Below are 16,727 nucleotides of genomic sequence, written 5' to 3'. Positions count from 1 at the left end.
CATAGGTCGCGATGGGCTGCGCAGCAGCCCCAGAGGTGTCACAGGTGACGCAACAGGTCAGTGGTCCTCACCCTCATCATCATCCCCGCCATCCACATTCATCCCCAGCTCCTTGATCTTGCGGGTCAGGGTGTTGCGCCCCCAACCCAGCAACACCGCCGCATCACGCCGCCGCCCGGCAGTATGCTTGAGGGCCGTCTCGATCATGATCCGCTCGAAGCTGGGCACCGCGCTGTCGAGCAGGTTCGACTGCCCGCGCGCCAGGGCCTGGTCGGCCCACTGGCGCAGCGCCTGCTCCCAGTTGGTCACCGGCGCCGCGTCCTGGGGCAGGTTCAGCAGCTCTGGCGGCAAGTCGCCGATCAGCACTTCGCGGCTGGACGCCATCACCGTGATCCAGCGGCAGGTGTTCTCCAGCTGGCGCACGTTGCCCGGCCACGGCAGGTTGCGAATGAACTCTTCGGTTTCCGGCTTGAGCAGCTTCGGCTCCACCGCCAGCTCCTGGGCGGCGCGGCCAAGGAAGTGGCGGGCCAGCGCTGGAATGTCCTCGCGGCGGTCGGCCAGGCGCGGGATATGGATGCGGATCACGTTCAGGCGGTGGAACAAGTCTTCACGGAACTTGCCCGCAGTGACCAGCGATTCCAGGTTCTGGTGGGTGGCGGCGATGATGCGCACGTCGACCTTCACCGGAATATGCCCGCCCACACGGTAGAACTCGCCGTCGGCCAGCACCCGCAGCAGGCGGGTTTGGGTATCGGCCGGCATATCGCCGATCTCGTCGAGGAACAAGGTGCCGCCGTCGGCCTGCTCGAAGCGCCCACGGCGCAGGTTGGCCGCGCCGGTGAAGGCGCCTTTCTCGTGGCCGAACAGCTCCGACTCCATCAGGTCCTTGGGAATGGCCGCCATGTTCAGGGCGATGAACGGCGAAGCGGCGCGCGGGCTGTGGCGGTGCAGGGCATGGGCCACCAGCTCCTTGCCGGTGCCCGACTCGCCGTTGATCAGCACGGTGATGTTGGAGTGGCTGAGGCGGCCGATGGCGCGAAACACCTCCTGCATCGCCGGCGCTTCGCCGATGATCTCCGGCGTGCGCGCCAGCACCTGGGGCACGTCCAGGCCTTGCTGTTCCTGGGCGTGCTGGTTGGCACGCTTGACCAGGGAGACGGCCTCGTCGACGTCGAACGGCTTGGGCAGGTACTCGAAGGCACCGCCCTGGTACGACGCCACGGCGCTGTCCAGGTCCGAGTGCGCGGTCATGATGATGACCGGCAGGCGCGGGTGGTGTTCGCGGATCTGCGCCAGCAGGTCGAGGCCACTGGCACCGGGCATGCGAATGTCGGAAATGATCACGTCCGGCTGCTGCCGGGCCAGGCGGCCCATCACGCCATCGGCGCTGTCGAAGCTCTGGGTGGTCATGCCTTCCTGTTGCAGGGCTTTTTCCAGGACCCAGCGGATGGAGCGGTCATCGTCGACGATCCATACGGTTTCACTGCGGCTCATGAGGCGATGGCTCCTTGTTCCAGGGGCAGGAAGATCGAGAAGGCGGTGTGCCCTGCGTGGCTTTCACACTCGATCAGGCCCTGGTGCTGGCTGATGATGTTCTGAGTAATGGCCAGGCCGAGCCCGGTACCGTCCGGGCGCCCGCTGACCATGGGATAAAACAGGGTGTCCTGCAGTTCCGCAGGAATGCCCGGGCCGTTGTCGATGATTTCGATACGGGCCGCCAGGCGATGGCGCACATGGCCGATGGTGAACTGGCGCACGGCGCGGCTGCGCAGGCTGATGCGGCCAAGGCGCAGCTCGTTCTGCGAGCTGATCGCCTGCATGGCGTTGCGCACGATGTTGAGCACGGCCTGGATCATCTGCTCGCGGTCGATCAACACATCGGGCAGGCTTGGGTCGTAATCGCGCACCAATGTGATGCAGCCCTGGCTTTCCGCCTCCACCAGGCTGCACACGCGCTCCAGCACCTCGTGGATGTTGGTCATGGCCAGCGACGGCAGCTTGTTCGAGCCGAGCATGCGGTCGACCAGGTTGCGCAGGCGGTCGGCCTCTTCGATGATCACATTGGTGTAGTCGCGCAGGCTTTCTTCAGGCAGTTCGCGCGCCAGCAGCTGCGCGGCGCCGCGAATGCCGCCGAGCGGGTTCTTGATCTCGTGGGCCAGGCCACGCACCAGCATCTTGGTGGTTTCCTGCTTGCTCAGCTGGGCCTCTTCCTTGGTGATGCGCAGCAGGCGGTCACGCGGGTGCACCTCCAGCAGCAACAGGGTGGTGCCCTGGTGCAGGATTGGCGTCACGGCGTAGTCGACGGTGATGGTCTGGCCAGTCAGCGAGGTCAGTTGCGCTTCGCGCTTGGTGAACGGGTGCGCCTGTTCCACGGCCTGGCGCAGCGAGTTGAGCGCCTCGGTCGATTCGGTGAACAGCTCGCTGATGAACTGGCCGTGGCTGCGCTGGCCGCTGACGGCCAGCAGCATTTCCGCGGCCGGGTTCATGTATTCCAGGCGCAGCTCGGCATTGAGCAGCAGCGTGGCGGTGGTCAGGTTGTCCAGAAGCAGACGGTGCTGTGCATCGCTGATGGTCATAAGGCGTCGTTGACCTCTTTTGGCGCTTGTCAGGCATGGCGCGGCCAGGGCCGGGCGCGCGGAGGCTCCGCGGATGCCAGTCTCTTCTCAAGAAACTGCAAGAAACAAACCAAGGCTCCGAAAAGAAGCGGAATTTGCCCATAAAGGCCTGAAATTGCGCAGATTCGGACCAGAATCCTTGGGTTAAACGTTTCACGTGCCTTTTTTTGGGGTGCATTCAAGGGCGCCAGCGCGTTGAGCGCACCAATATAGAGCATAGAGGTTTCATCGGGTCTAAGGCAGGAAGGATCTCAAGCCACAGAACGCAGAAACAAAAACGGCCTCCCGAGGGAGGCCGTCTTGATCATGTCGTCAGCGCAAGGCGCCGATCAGATCAGCAGCTGTAGTACAGCTCGTATTCCAGCGGGTGCACGAAGGTGCGGACCTTGATTTCTTCTTCGCTCTTCAGCTCGATGAAGGCATCGATGAAGTCGTCGGAGAACACGCCGCCCTTGGTCAGGAACGCACGGCCTTTGTCCAGCTCTTCCAGGGCCTCTTTCAGGCTGCCGCAAACCTGCGGGATGTCCTTGGCCTCTTCTGGCGGCAGGTCATACAGGTTCTTGTCGGCGGCGTCGCCTGGGTGAATCTTGTTCTGGATACCGTCCAGGCCAGCCATCAGCAGGGCCGCGAAGGCCAGGTACGGGTTGGCCGATGGGTCCGGGAAGCGGGCTTCGATACGGCGGGCTTTCGGGCTGCCGACGTAAGGAATACGGATCGAGGCGGAACGGTTGCGTGCCGAGTAGGCCAGCATGACCGGGGCTTCGAAGCCTGGAACCAGACGCTTGTAGGAGTTGGTCGACGGGTTGGTGAAGCCGTTCAGGGCCTTACCGTGCTTGATGATACCGCCGATGAAGTACAGGGCAGTTTCCGACAGGCCGGCATAGCCTTCACCGGCGAAGGTGTTCTTGCCTTCTTTCCAGATCGACATGTGCACGTGCATGCCCGAGCCGTTGTCGCCGTACAGTGGCTTCGGCATGAAGGTGGCGGTACGGCCGTAGGCGTCGGCAACGTTGTGCACGACGTATTTCAGGGCCTGTACTTCGTCAGCCTTCTTCACCAGGGTGTTGAACTTGACGCCGATTTCGTTCTGGCCGGCAGTCGCCACTTCGTGGTGGTGAACTTCGACGGTCTGGCCCATTTCTTCCAGTGCGTTGCACATGGCAGTACGGATTTCGTGGTCGTGGTCGAACGGCGGAACTGGGAAGTAGCCACCTTTCACGCCTGGACGGTGGCCTTTGTTGCCGCCTTCCACGTCAGCGTCGGACATCCACGAGCCTTGCTCGGAGAAGATCTTGAACATCGAGCCGGAGATGTCCGACTTGAACTTCACTTCGTCGAAGATGAAGAACTCAGGCTCTGGGCCTGCGAACACGGTGTCACCGATGCCGGTGCTCTTGAGGTACTCTTCGGCGCGCTTGGCGATCGCACGTGGGTCGCGGTCGTAGCCCTGCATGCTCGACGGGTCGACGATGTCGCAGGTGATGATCAGGGTCGGTTCTTCGGTGAACGGGTCCAGAACGGCGGTTTCGTCAACCGGCATCAGGATCATGTCGGAAGCTTCGATGCCTTTCCAGCCAGCGATGGAGGAACCGTCGAACATCTTGCCGACTTCGAAGAAGTCTTCGTCCAGGCCATCACGCGCCGGCATGGTCACGTGATGCTGAACGCCTTTGGTGTCCGTGAAACGCAGATCAATCCACTTGACGTCATGATCTTTGATGAGTTGAACCGACTTCGACATGTTGTCCTCCGGATGGTCTAGAGCGCGGTGGGCCGCTGCTCTGGAAAAAGGGTGTTGCCGGGCGCGGATAGTCGGCCAAGCTTACCTGCCTCACAAGGGAGCAAATTGCATGCCAGTGCCCGAAAATGGCGAGGCCGGGATAAAAGGGGGCGTTTGCGGGCATTTGTCGGGCCATGCGCCGGGAAAAATGCACCCTTTGGATGCAGGTTTTGTTGGGTGCGCACCAATATGATGCATGCCTTGGTTGTTGTGGTGCCTGTGAGATCGAGCGCCGCCCGCGCGGCGCATCGCAGGCAAGCCTGCTCCTACATCTGTTTCGGGCCAATCATTCCTGTTCCTTCGCGCGCGAATGCCACATGAACACTGGCCCAGAAAATGTAGGAGCAGGCTTGCCTGCGATGCGCCGCGCGGGCGGCGCTCGATCTCACGGCCATCACAAAACCCCGCTCTGGCATTTATCTGAAACCTTCTGATCAAAAGTTGCTCAAATCCTGAGCAATTTCCGCTATAATTCGCGCCCCTCATTTTCGGCAGGCCCTGCGCGCGCTGTTAAACCAATGAAACTTATCGTCAAAGTCTTCCCAGAGATCACCATCAAGAGCCGGCCGGTGCGCAAGCGCTTCATCCGCCAGCTCGGCAAGAACATCCGCAACGTGCTCAAGGACCTCGATCCAGAGCTCGTGGTCGATGGTGTCTGGGACAATCTCGAAGTGGTCACCCGCGTCGAGGACGAGAAGGTCCAGCGCGAGATGATCGAGCGCCTTACCTGCACCCCGGGTATCACCCACTTCCTGCAGGTAGAGGAATACCCACTGGGCGACTTCGACGATATCGTCGCCAAGTGCAAGCAGCACTTCGGCCACCTGCTGGCCGGCAAGCGCTTTGCCGTGCGCTGCAAGCGCGGCGGCCACCACGACTTCACCTCGATGGACGTCGACCGCTACGTCGGCAGCCAGCTGCGCCAGCAATGCGGCGCCACCGGCATCGACCTGAAGGCGCCTGAAGTGCTGGTGCGCATCGAAATCCGCAACCAGCGCCTGTACGTGATCCACAACCAGCACAACGGCATCGGCGGCTACCCGCTGGGTGCCCTGGAGCAGACCCTGGTGCTGATGTCCGGTGGCTTCGACTCCACCGTGGCCGCCTACCAGATGATGCGCCGTGGCCTGATGACCCACTTCTGCTTCTTCAACCTCGGCGGCCGTGCCCATGAGCTGGGCGTGATGGAAGTGGCCCACTTCCTGTGGAAGAAGTACGGCAGCAGCCAGCGCGTGCTGTTCATCAGCGTGCCGTTCGAGGAAGTGGTGGGGGAAATCCTCAACAAGGTCGACAACAGCTACATGGGCGTGACCCTCAAGCGCATGATGCTGCGCGGCGCCGCGCACATGGCCGAGCGCCTGCAGATCGACGCGCTGGTCACCGGCGAGGCGATTTCCCAGGTGTCCAGCCAGACCCTGCCGAACCTGTCGATCATCGACTCGGCCACCGACAAGCTGGTGCTGCGCCCGTTGCTGGCCAGCCACAAGCAGGACATCATCGACCAGGCCACCGAAATCGGCACCGCCGACTTTGCCAAGCACATGCCGGAATACTGCGGCGTGATCTCGGTGAACCCAACCACCCATGCCAAGCGCCACCGCATGGAGCACGAAGAAAAGCAGTTCGACATGGCTGTGCTCGAACGTGCCCTGGAACGTGCCAAATTCATTTCCATCGACCACGTGATCGATGAGCTGGGCAAGGACATCGAAATCGAGGAAGTGGCCGAGGCGCTGCCGGGCCAGATCGTCATCGACATTCGTCACCCCGACGCCCAGGAAGACGAACCCCTGGCCCTGGACGGCATCGAAGTCCAGGCCATGCCGTTCTACGCGATCAACAGCAAGTTCAAGCACCTGGACCCCACGCGCCAGTACCTGCTGTATTGCGACAAAGGTGTGATGAGCCGCCTGCACGCACACCACCTGCTCAGTGAGGGACATGCCAATGTGCGTGTTTATCGTCCGACATAAGACGCCAGGGCTGTATGGCGGCAGCATCCGCCATCGCCCTCCCGACCGCCGGGCCCGCTGAGCCTAAAACCGTACATATTCGCCGCCTACACTAGGTGGCAACCGAATCCTCTGATCGAGATACAGTTGTGATCGAAAATCTGCGTAACATCGCCATCATCGCCCACGTTGACCATGGTAAAACCACCCTGGTCGACAAACTCCTGCGTCAGTCCGGCACCCTGGAGCGTAACGAGCTCAACGACGAGCGCGTCATGGACTCCAACGACCAGGAAAAAGAGCGCGGTATTACCATTCTGGCGAAAAACACCGCCATCAACTGGAACGGCTACCACATCAACATCGTCGACACCCCCGGCCACGCCGACTTCGGTGGCGAGGTTGAGCGTGTAATGTCGATGGTCGACTCCGTGCTGCTGCTGGTCGACGCCCAGGACGGCCCTATGCCGCAAACCCGCTTCGTGACCAAGAAGGCGTTCGAAGCTGGCCTGAAGCCAATCGTCGTGATCAACAAGGTTGACCGTCCGGGCGCGCGTCCTGACTGGGTTCTGGACCAGATCTTCGACCTGTTCGACAACCTCGGTGCCACCGACGAACAGCTGGACTTCAAAGTCGTCTACGCCTCGGCCCTGAACGGCATCGCCGGCCTGGACCACACCGCCATGGGCGAAGACATGACCGCCCTGTACCAGTCGATCGTCGACAACGTACCGGCGCCGGACGTTGACCGTGACGGTTCGTTCCAGATGCAGATCTCGGCGCTGGACTACAACAGCTTCCTGGGTGTTATCGGTGTTGGCCGTATCGCCCGTGGTCGCGTCAAGCCGAACACCCCGGTGGTCGCCATCGACACCAACGGCAAGAAGCGTAACGGCCGTATCCTCAAGCTGATGGGCCACCACGGCCTGCACCGCGTCGACGTCGAAGAAGCCCAGGCTGGCGACATCGTCTGCATCAGCGGTTTCGACGAGCTGTTCATCTCCGACACCCTGTGCGCCCCGGACGCGGTAGAAGCGATGAAGCCGCTGACCGTTGACGAGCCAACCGTTTCGATGACCTTCCAGGTCAACGACTCGCCGTTCTGCGGCAAGGAAGGCAAGTTCGTCACCAGCCGTAACATCAAGGACCGTCTGGACAAAGAGCTGCTGTACAACGTTGCACTGCGCGTTCAGGAAACCGATTCCCCAGACAAGTTCAAGGTATCGGGCCGTGGTGAGCTGCACCTGTCGGTACTGATCGAAACCATGCGTCGCGAAGGCTTCGAGATGGCCGTAGGCCGTCCTGAAGTGATCATCCGCGAAGTTGGTGGCGTGAAGCAGGAACCGTTCGAAAACGTCACCATCGACATCCCTGAAGAATCCCAGGGCAAGGTGATGGAAGAGATGGGTCTGCGTAAAGGCGACCTGACCAACATGGTTCCGGATGGCAAGGGCCGTGTTCGCCTGGAATACAACATTCCAGCCCGTGGTCTGATCGGTTTCCGTAACCAGTTCCTGACCCTGACCAACGGCGCAGGCATCCTGACCTCGATCTTCGATCGCTACGACACCATGAAGTCGGGCCAGATGTCCGGCCGTCTGAACGGTGTTCTGGTTTCGGTCGAGACTGGCAAGGCACTGACCTACTCGCTGGAAACCCTGCAGGCTCGCGGCAAGCTGTTCGTTGAACACGGCCAGGAGATCTACAACGGTCAGATCATCGGCCTGAACAGCCGTGACAACGACCTGGGCGTGAACCCAACCAAGGGCAAGAAGCTGGACAACATGCGTGCTTCGGGCAAAGACGAAGTCATCGCCCTGGTTCCGCCAGTTCGCCACACCCTGGAACAGGCTCTGGAGTTCATCCAGGACGACGAGCTGTGCGAAGTGACGCCTAAGTCGATCCGCCTGCGCAAGAAGATCCTGGACGAAGGCGAGCGTACCCGCGCTGCCAAGAAAGCCAAGAACTGAGTTAGCTCAGGCTGAATGAAAACGCCCCCGGTCGAAAGGCCGGGGGCGTTTTTTTTGGCGGCGGTTTTTGTGTGGGATGGCACCGGTGTTGGAACAAATCTCAAATAGCTGACTGGTCAGAGAACCCTGTTGGAGATAAGCGCAGGGAACAGTGCTAGCAGGCGCGCCGCAATTCCCTGTGGGAGCGGGCTTGCCCGCGAACACCGGCGAAGCCGGTGCCATGCACCGCGTCGCCTGCTTCGCGGGCAAGCCCGCTCCCACAGGGGATCGCGGCCAGCCAGCGTGCACTGTTCCCTACGCCACAGCGCAGTTCGCGATGCGATCTCCCAAGTGCAAGCTCTAGCGGCTCATTCCAAGCTCCGCATCATCCAGCAAGGCCTTTGCCAATGCACTGAGGTAGTGTGCAGCCCAGATCAATTGCGGGTCGTTGTCCATCACGGCGGTCAGCGTCAGGTCGCGCACGCAGCCCATCAGTTCCGAGGCCTGGTCGCGGGCGTGCTGGCAGGGGATGCCTGGGGCAATCTGGAACAGGGGTTGTTTGAGGGTCTCGCCTTGGTAGAAGCAGGTTTTGCCGGGGGTGGTGTGGTTGTTGGCGGTCATAGCAATTCCTTGAAGATTTAAGGAGCTGCCACCGACGTTTCCACACGAAGGGCGGCAACTGTACGCGGGGTGGAAAACCGGTCTTCAAGGAACCCCGGCAGGCACGATGGCCTCCCGCGTACAGCTGCCATTACGACAGACGCTTGAAGATTTTCCGGGTTTCCACACCCGATCGCTGAACAGCCAGCGACCCGGAAAGCCTAAAGAGACAGCTTCCCGGTAACAATCAGACGCGAGTCGACAGGGCTTGTAGGGTATTTCGCGATGTCTGATATCGCCAGCCCAAACTTGTAGGATACATCTGTATCAATAGTGGAAATTTACTTGGTGAATGGATAAATAATCCATTGAAGGTAATCAGTTCGGGTATCCGGAGGGCAGTCGTTATGAGGTGTATTTCAACTTGCGTCGAGACTCGCCCCGTAGCCTCAAGCTTCATGTAGAAAGCGCTTATGTGCGTGACCCTGGCCATCCTTCGAACCGGCCTACGGTGTTGAAGCGGCACGAAAAGATCAAAGGCTGGTTGCTTATGCTGAAAAAACTGAGAAATGAGCCGATCCGACGGCCTGTAAGGCGATAGCATTCTGTAAAAATACGAAACCCCCAATGAAGGGGGTCGTATCGCGGATGCCCTTAGGGACTAGTCCCATCAACCGGCACGGCCGGAACCATATGGCGGCGTCTAGACACTTCCTGACGGAAGCTCCGTGTACATCGAGACAGGTGAGAGTCTATTGAGTCCTGGCCAGACCGTCAACGCCCAACCACCTTCGGCTTATACGCACAATACCCCGGCCGTGGCCCGACCTTGGGGTGGTTGCGGCAGGTATCCGGGCGTTTGTCATAAATGGTGCAAAGCCGGCTCTTGCGATCCAGGTACATGCAGTCATCGTTGCTCATCCGGGTCAGGGTGAAGATCCCCGACTTCTGGTTGAAGCGCTCGATGATGCCTTCCTTCTGCAAACGCTTGGCCACGTTCTTCGGCGGTTCGTCTTTCTCGAATTCGTCTACCACACCAATGCGGATCAGATCCTTGATCTTCACCTCCACCGGCAGGGTGCAACAGGTCGAATGGCAGCCATGGCACATGTTGCTGGTGTAACGCTGCCAGGTCTCCAGGCGGTCGACTTCGGCGGCGGCAATCAGGGTTGTTTTCATCGTTATGGGGGTGAATCACGGTCTTGGGGCGCGCGATCATACCGGAATTGCTCAATTTATGAACAACCTTTTGACCGATTGCACAAGGGCAGATGAAAACCGTGAACACAGCCTGTCGCTCCCGGTCCAAGCGTCTAGTCTCAACAGTCTCGCTCCGCTTTCGTCAAACTTGCCCGAGGATGCCGCATGTCCCAGGATGCCAAAGCACGTGACGCCGAAGTCGCGGATTTTCGCGCCGCCGTACTGAACAAGCTGACCTATGCGGTTGGCAAGGACCCGGACCACGCCTTCGACCATGACTGGTTCGAAGCCATCGCCCTGGCTGCGCGCGACCACATGGTCGACCACTGGATGGACCACACCCGCCAGGCCTACCGACGCAGCCAGAAGCGGGTGTACTACCTTTCCCTGGAGTTCCTGATTGGCCGGCTGCTCTACGACAGCCTGAGCAACCTGGGCCTGCTGGACATCGCCCGTGAAGCGCTGGAAGGCCTGGACGTCGACCTGGAGCGCATTCGCCTGCTCGAACCCGACGCGGCACTGGGCAACGGTGGCCTGGGCCGGCTGGCGGCCTGTTTCATGGAAAGCATGTCGACCCTGGGCATCGCCGCCCACGGCTACGGTATTCGTTACGAGCACGGCCTGTTCCGCCAGGCGGTGGTCGATGGCTGGCAGCAGGAACAGACCGAGAACTGGCTGGATTTCGGCAACCCCTGGGAGTTCGAACGGGCCGAGGTGATCTACCCGATCAGCTTCGGTGGCAGCGTTGAAACGGTGCACGACACCCACGGCAAGCCGCGCCAGGTATGGTGGCCGGGCGAAACGGTGCGGGCGGTGGCCTATGACACTCCGGTGGTGGGCTGGCGCGGCGCCAGCGTCAACACCCTGCGCCTGTGGCGGGCGCGGGCGCTGGAAGAGCTGCACCTGGAGCGCTTCAACGCCGGCGACCACCTGGGCGCCGTGGCCGAGGTGGCCCGGGCCGAAAGCATCTCGCGGGTGCTGTACCCGGCCGACAGCACCGAGGCCGGCCAGGAGCTGCGCCTGCGCCAGGAATACTTCTTCGTTTCGGCGTCGCTGCAGGACTTGCTGCGCCGCCACCTGAACATGCACGACAACCTGCTCAACCTGCCCGATGCGGCGGCCATCCAGCTCAACGACACCCACCCCTCGATCGCCGTGGCCGAGCTGATGCGGCTGTTGGTCGACCAGCACGAAATTCCCTGGGAAACCGCCTGGGAGCTGACCGTCGGCACCCTGGCCTACACCAACCACACGCTGCTGCCCGAAGCCCTGGAAACCTGGCCGGTGGCGCTGATGGAGCGCATGCTGCCGCGGCACATGCAGATCATCTACTTGATTAACGCCTACCATATCGATGCCCTGCGCGCCAAAGGCCTGCACGACTTCGACGTGCTGCGCGCGGTGTCGCTGATCGAGGAAGACAACGGCCGCCGTGTGCGCATGGGCAACCTGGCGTTTCTCGGTTCGCACAGTGTCAACGGCGTGTCGGCGCTGCACAGCAAGCTGATGAAGAGCACGGTGTTCGCCGAACTGCACAAGCTCTACCCGCAACGCATCAACAACAAGACCAACGGCATCACCTTCCGCCGCTGGTTGTACCAGTCCAACCCGCAACTGACTGAAATGCTGGTCGAAGCCTTGGGGCCGGAACTCAAGGACGACCCCGAAGGGCGTCTGGCGGGGCTGGTGCCGTTTGCCGAGAAGGCAAGCTTTCGCAAGCAGTTCGCCGCTCAGCGTCTGCACAGCAAGCGTGCCCTGGCCGGCATCATCCAGGACCGCCTGGGCGTCACGGTCAACCCGGAGGCGCTGTTCGACGTACAGGTCAAGCGCATCCACGAATACAAGCGCCAGTTGCTCAACCTGTTGCACACCGTGGCGCTGTACCAGGCCATGCGCAACGACCCCGGCACCGACTGGGTGCCACGGGTAAAGATTTTCGCCGGTAAGGCGGCGGCCAGCTACCACCAGGCCAAGCTGATCATCAAGCTGGCCAACGACATCGCCCGGGTGGTCAACAACGACCCGACGGTGCGCGGCCTGCTCAAGGTGGTGTTCCTGCCCAACTACAACGTCAGCCTGGCCGAAAGCATCATTCCGGCGGCGGACTTGTCGGAGCAGATTTCCACGGCCGGCTACGAGGCCTCCGGCACCAGCAACATGAAGTTCGGCCTCAACGGTGCACTGACCATCGGCACGCTCGATGGTGCCAACGTGGAAATGTGCGAGCAGGTGGGGGCGGACAACATGTTCATCTTCGGCCTCACCGCGCAGCAGGTGGAAGCACGGCGCAAGACAGGTGACTTCGGCGCGAGCACGGCGATTGCTGCTTCCAGCCGCTTGCAAGACGTGCTGCAGGCGATCCGCAGCGGGGTGTTCTCGTCGGACGACCCGTCGCGCTACGCGGGGTTGGTCGACGGCCTAGTGGGCTATGACCGCTTCCTGGTGTGTGCCGACTTCGATGCCTATTGGGACGCCCAGCGGCGGGTCGAGGAACTGTGGCACACGCCCCAGGAATGGTGGCGCATGGCGGTGCTGAACACGGCCCGGATGGGCTGGTTCTCGTCCGACCGCACCATTCGCGAGTATGCCACCGAGATCTGGAAGGCATTGGATTGAGGCGAGCCCCTTCGCGGGGCAAGCCTGCGCCTACAGGGCCTTGACTGTAGGAGCGGGCTTGCCCCGCGAAGGGCTGCACAGCAGCCCCAACCGACCACTGGCCGGGCCCTTGCTGAACTCAAGGCCCGAAGTCGAGTCTCTTTGCTCGCTAGCCCGCAACTCTCCCTGTAAACTGCGGGGGTTTATCTCCCCCAATCCTTTCGGAGCCATACATGTCCCGCGTTACCCTGAGTCGCTATCTGATTGAGCAGACCCGCAGCAACAATACCCCTGCCGATCTGCGCTTCCTGATCGAAGTGGTGGCGCGTGCGTGCAAGGAAATCAGCCACCACGTGTCCAAGGGCGCCCTTGGCGGCGTGCTGGGCAGCATGGGCACCGAGAACGTGCAGGGCGAAGTGCAGAAGAAGCTCGATGTGATTTCCAACGACATCCTGCTCGAAGCCAACGAGTGGGGCGGCCACCTGGCCGGCATGGCGTCGGAAGAAATGGACGACGCCTACCAGATTCCAGGCAAGTACCCCAAAGGCGCCTACCTGCTGGTCTTCGACCCGCTGGACGGCTCGTCGAACATCGACGTCAACGTTTCGGTCGGCACCATCTTCTCGGTACTGCGTTGCCCTAACGAGTACCTGAGCCAGAACGAAACCCTGAACGAAAAAGCCTTCCACCAGCCAGGTACCCAGCAGGTCGCCGCCGGTTACGCCATCTACGGCCCGCAAACCATGCTGATCCTGACCCTGGGCAACGGCGTCAAGGGCTTCACCCTGGACCGTGAACTGGGCAGCTTCGTGCTCACCCACGAGAACATCCGCGTGCCGGAAAGCACCGCCGAGTTCGCCATCAACATGTCCAACCAGCGTCACTGGGAGGCCCCGGTGCAGCGCTACGTTGACGAACTGCTGGCAGGCGAGACCGGCCCGCTGAAGAAGAACTACAACATGCGTTGGATCGCCTCGATGGTGGCCGACGTGCACCGTATCCTGACCCGTGGCGGCCTGTTCATGTACCCGCGCGATGCCCGCGACCCAAGCAAGCCGGGCAAGCTGCGCCTGATGTACGAAGCCAACCCGATGTCGTTCATCATCGAACAGGCAGGCGGTGCGTCCACCAACGGTTACGAGCGTATCCTCGACATCAAGCCGGAAAGCCTGCACCAGCGCGTGTCGGTGATTCTCGGCTCGAAGGAAGAGGTCGAGCGCGTCACCGCCTACCACAAGGAGTAAGTCATGCTCGCACCTTGGCAGCCGTTGCTGGAGTGGTGGTTCGGTTGGGGCACCAGTCCCCAGGCCGTGGCTGACGAGAAGAGCACGCTGTGGTTCGGCAAGCATCACGATGCCGAGGCCCAGGCGCTGTTTGGCGACCTGGTCGAGCACGCCCTGGCGGGCGGGCTGGACGAGTGGCAGCAGAGCCCGCAAGGCTGGCTCGGCTTGCTGATCCTGCTGGACCAGCTGCCGCGCATGCTCTACCGCGACACGCCGCGCGCCTTCGAGGGTGACCGGCGGGCGCAGGTGGTGGCCTTGCAGGGCCTGCAGAAGCACTGGGACTGCCAGTTGCTGCCGATTCAGCGGGTGTTCGTGCTGCTGGTGCTGGAGCATGCCGAGGTGCTGGACTGGCAGAACCTGTGTGTCGAGCGCTACCAGGAGCTGCTGGACGAGCAGCCGGAGGCCAACCAGCGCTTGTTCGCAGGCTTCCTTGACTATGCCGAGCAGCATCAGCGGGTGATTGCCCGTTTCGGGCGTTTCCCGCACCGTAACCTGGTGCTGGGGCGGCCGAGTACCAGTGAAGAGATGGACTTTTTGCTGGAGCCTGGGTCCAGGTTCTAGGGGCGGTGGGGCTGCTTCGCAGCCCATCGCGACCTTTGGTCGCTCCTACAGGGAATCGCATACGGCCCCTGGTAGGAGCGACCAAAGGTCGCGATGGGCCGCAAAGCGGCCCCAGCGTCCTCAAATCCTGAAACTGCCCACCAAGTGTTTCAACCGCTCGGCCTGGCGCTCCAGGTCGTTGCAGGCGCGCAAGGTGCTCTGCAGGTTCTGCACCCCTTCCTGATTCAGCGTATTGATCTCGGTAATGTCGACATTGATCGACTCGACCACGGCCGTCTGTTCCTCGGTGGCGGTGGCAACCGACTGGTTCATGCCATCGATCTCGCCAATGCGCACGGTCACGCTGCCCAGCCGCTCGCCGGCCTGGTTGGCGATGCCCACGCTATGGTCACTGTGCTCGCGGCTCTGGTTCATGGTGCTGACCGCCACCTGGGCACCGGCCTGCAGCTCCTCGATCAGGCGCTGCACCTGCTGCGCCGATTCCTGGGTGCGGTGGGCCAGGTTGCGTACCTCGTCGGCTACCACGGCAAAGCCACGCCCGGCTTCACCGGCGCGGGCGGCTTCGATGGCGGCGTTCAGTGCCAGCAGGTTGGTCTGCTGGGAGATGCCGCTGATGACATCGAGGATCTGGCCGATGTTCGCCGTGTGGGCGTTCAGCGTCTCGATGTTGCCGCACGAGTCGCTGATACGCGCCGACAGTTGGTTCATCACCTCGATGGTACGGCCCACCACCTGCTGGCCATCTTCGGCCAGGCCACGGGCTTCGCTGGAGTGTTGCGAGGCCAGTGCCGCGTTCTGGGCAATTTCCTGGGCGGCGGCGCCGAGCTGGTTGATCGCCGCGGCCACGCTGCTGGTGCGGCTGGACTGCTGGTCGGCATTGCTGATCGAGGCGTTCGACGCGCTCACCACCTGGGCCGCCACCGCATTCACCTGGCCGGTGGCCGAGGCCACTTCGCGGATCGAGGCGTGGATGCGCTCGACGAAGCGGTTGAACGACTGGCCGAGGCTGCCGAATTCATCCTGGGCGTGAATGGTCAGGCGGCGGGTAAGGTCGCCTTCGCCTTCGGCGATGTCATGCATGGCCCGGCCCATCAGGTGCAGGGGCTCCATCAGCACGCGAATCAGCACGCCGAGCAGGGCGATGATCAGCACCACGGCAATCAGCGTGGCAACGATGGCCGAGGTACGCAGTTCACCGAGCATGGCGAAGGCCGCGTCCTGGTCGAGCACCAGGGCCACGTACCAGTCGGCCGAAGGCACGCCGTCGACGTGAGTGAAGCTGATGAACTGCTTGTGGCCATCGACCTCCACTTCCTTCAGGCCGCTGCCAATGCGCGGCGTGTCGTTCGGGTAGACGTCGGCCAGGCTCTTGAGCGCAAGCTCGGCCTTGGGGTGGATGAGGATCTTGCCTTCGCCGTTGACGATGAATGCATGGCCCTGGCCGTCGAAGTCCAGGGTGTTGATCAGCTTGCTGATGGTTTGCAGGTCGGTGTCGGCGCCGCTGACGCCGATCAACTGGCCGGCCTGGCGTACCGGGGTGGCCAGGGTTATCACCAGCTTGCCGGCCGAGGCCGAGATGTAGGGTTCGGTGACGATGGTCTGGCCGCTGGCGCTGGCCGCCTTGTACCAGCCGCGCACCCGCGGGTCGTAGTCGGCGGCGCGGTTGCCCGCCGGCACCGACTGCATGCTGCCGTCCTGGCCGCCGAAGTAGCTGAGCTGGAAGTTGTTGCCATACACCGGCAGTGCCAGGCTGCGGCCCAGGCTGGTTTTATCCGGCCCGTCCACGGCAATTTGCTGGGCCAGCGAGTCGAGCAACTGGATGCGGCTGTCGAGCCAGTTGCGGATGTTGCCGGCGGTGAGGTTGCCCAGGTCCTGCAAGGTGGTTTGCGTGTCGTGGCGCAGGGACTGGCGTTGTCGGTAGTCGTTGAACAGCACGAAACAGGTAAAGGCAAGGGCCACCACGAGGGCGGCGGCCAGCAGGATCTTGTGGCTGAACTTGAGGTTCTTGGTCATTTTTGGTCTGCACAAGGCAAGGCGTAGAAGGGGGGCTGCGGCGAGTTGCCACAGCGTGCTCGCTGTGTCGTCGCGGCGCGGGAAAACATTAACCGCCCATGCATGACAAGCCGACCAGCGGTGTACAACGAAAGCCGCCTTGCCAGGGAACCGGGGACCGATTTTTCCGTCGAAGATCA

Annotated in this window: 11 protein-coding genes; 5 read left to right on the top strand and 6 right to left on the bottom strand. The window is 62.0% G+C overall.

What is annotated here, in order from left to right; all coding sequences use genetic code 11:
* Positions 1-57: 57 nt before the first annotated feature.
* The 3 genes from ntrC to glnA form a co-directional block, all read right to left on the bottom strand.
* Complete coding sequence (ntrC, locus tag F3J45_RS16250; RefSeq protein WP_167064536.1) at positions 58-1,494, bottom strand: nitrogen regulation protein NR(I); 1,437 nt, start codon at positions 1,492-1,494, stop codon at positions 58-60.
* Positions 1,491-2,576: a nitrogen regulation protein NR(II) gene (gene glnL, locus F3J45_RS16245; protein ID WP_167064533.1), complete on the bottom strand. Its 1,086-nt coding sequence runs from the start codon at positions 2,574-2,576 to the stop codon at positions 1,491-1,493. The genes ntrC and glnL overlap by 4 nt, the downstream gene beginning before the upstream one ends.
* Before the next feature lie 373 nt (positions 2,577-2,949).
* Entirely contained in the window at positions 2,950-4,356 is a 1,407-nt protein-coding gene (gene glnA / locus F3J45_RS16240; RefSeq protein ID WP_167064530.1) for a type I glutamate--ammonia ligase, read from the bottom strand.
* Positions 4,357-4,913: 557 nt separating this feature from the next.
* On the opposite strand from glnA, the gene thiI reads away from it, so the two are divergent.
* Together thiI and typA are read left to right on the top strand one after the other, a co-directional pair.
* Positions 4,914-6,368 (top strand): tRNA uracil 4-sulfurtransferase ThiI, encoded by a 1,455-nt coding sequence (gene thiI, locus F3J45_RS16235; RefSeq protein WP_167064527.1) that lies wholly within the window; start codon positions 4,914-4,916, stop codon positions 6,366-6,368.
* A 128-nt stretch (positions 6,369-6,496) separates the two neighbouring features.
* Entirely contained in the window at positions 6,497-8,317 is a 1,821-nt protein-coding gene (gene typA, locus F3J45_RS16230) for a translational GTPase TypA (protein WP_167064524.1), read from the top strand.
* 339 nt (positions 8,318-8,656) lie between these two features.
* Here typA and F3J45_RS16225 read toward each other — a convergent pair whose 3' ends face one another.
* Complete coding sequence (locus tag F3J45_RS16225) at positions 8,657-8,917, bottom strand: DUF3077 domain-containing protein (protein WP_167064521.1); 261 nt, start codon at positions 8,915-8,917, stop codon at positions 8,657-8,659.
* A 753-nt stretch (positions 8,918-9,670) separates the two neighbouring features.
* Complete coding sequence (locus F3J45_RS16220) at positions 9,671-10,075, bottom strand: YkgJ family cysteine cluster protein (protein ID WP_003249225.1); 405 nt, start codon at positions 10,073-10,075, stop codon at positions 9,671-9,673.
* Positions 10,076-10,261: 186 nt separating this feature from the next.
* Here F3J45_RS16220 and F3J45_RS16215 point away from each other — a divergent pair, with 186 nt between their 5' ends.
* From F3J45_RS16215 to F3J45_RS16205, 3 genes are all read left to right on the top strand, one after another.
* Complete coding sequence (locus F3J45_RS16215) at positions 10,262-12,712, top strand: glycogen/starch/alpha-glucan phosphorylase (RefSeq protein WP_167064517.1); 2,451 nt, start codon at positions 10,262-10,264, stop codon at positions 12,710-12,712.
* A gap of 212 nt (positions 12,713-12,924) precedes the next feature.
* Positions 12,925-13,935 carry a class 1 fructose-bisphosphatase gene (locus F3J45_RS16210; RefSeq protein ID WP_167064514.1) on the top strand — a complete coding sequence of 337 codons (1,011 nt, stop codon included), beginning with the start codon at positions 12,925-12,927 and terminating at the stop codon, positions 13,933-13,935.
* A gap of 3 nt (positions 13,936-13,938) precedes the next feature.
* Positions 13,939-14,535, top strand: a complete 597-nt coding sequence (locus F3J45_RS16205) for a DUF924 family protein (protein WP_167064511.1) — start codon at positions 13,939-13,941, stop codon at positions 14,533-14,535.
* A gap of 120 nt (positions 14,536-14,655) precedes the next feature.
* Here the strand turns inward: F3J45_RS16205 and F3J45_RS16200 are convergent, their stop codons facing one another.
* On the bottom strand, positions 14,656-16,548 hold the full coding sequence (locus F3J45_RS16200) for a methyl-accepting chemotaxis protein (protein ID WP_167064508.1): 1,893 nt from the start codon (positions 16,546-16,548) through the stop codon (positions 14,656-14,658).
* Between the last annotated feature and the right edge of the window lie 179 nt (positions 16,549-16,727).

The sequence above is a fragment of the Pantoea sp. Ap-967 genome, from assembly GCF_011752565.1.
Lineage (GTDB): Bacteria > Pseudomonadota > Gammaproteobacteria > Pseudomonadales > Pseudomonadaceae > Aquipseudomonas.
This window is presented reverse-complemented; position numbering and strand designations above follow the sequence as displayed.

Coding starts and splice junctions, on each gene's coding strand:
- ntrC (WP_167064536.1), bottom strand. CDS start 1,494: ATGAGCCGCAGTGAAACCGTATGGATCGTCGACGATGACCGCTCCATC.
- glnL (WP_167064533.1), bottom strand. CDS start 2,576: ATGACCATCAGCGATGCACAGCACCGTCTGCTTCTGGACAACCTGACC.
- glnA (WP_167064530.1), bottom strand. CDS start 4,356: ATGTCGAAGTCGGTTCAACTCATCAAAGATCATGACGTCAAGTGGATT.
- thiI (WP_167064527.1), top strand. CDS start 4,914: ATGAAACTTATCGTCAAAGTCTTCCCAGAGATCACCATCAAGAGCCGG.
- F3J45_RS16225 (WP_167064521.1), bottom strand. CDS start 8,917: ATGACCGCCAACAACCACACCACCCCCGGCAAAACCTGCTTCTACCAA.
- F3J45_RS16220 (WP_003249225.1), bottom strand. CDS start 10,075: ATGAAAACAACCCTGATTGCCGCCGCCGAAGTCGACCGCCTGGAGACC.
- F3J45_RS16215 (WP_167064517.1), top strand. CDS start 10,262: ATGTCCCAGGATGCCAAAGCACGTGACGCCGAAGTCGCGGATTTTCGC.
- F3J45_RS16210 (WP_167064514.1), top strand. CDS start 12,925: ATGTCCCGCGTTACCCTGAGTCGCTATCTGATTGAGCAGACCCGCAGC.
- F3J45_RS16205 (WP_167064511.1), top strand. CDS start 13,939: ATGCTCGCACCTTGGCAGCCGTTGCTGGAGTGGTGGTTCGGTTGGGGC.
- F3J45_RS16200 (WP_167064508.1), bottom strand. CDS start 16,548: ATGACCAAGAACCTCAAGTTCAGCCACAAGATCCTGCTGGCCGCCGCC.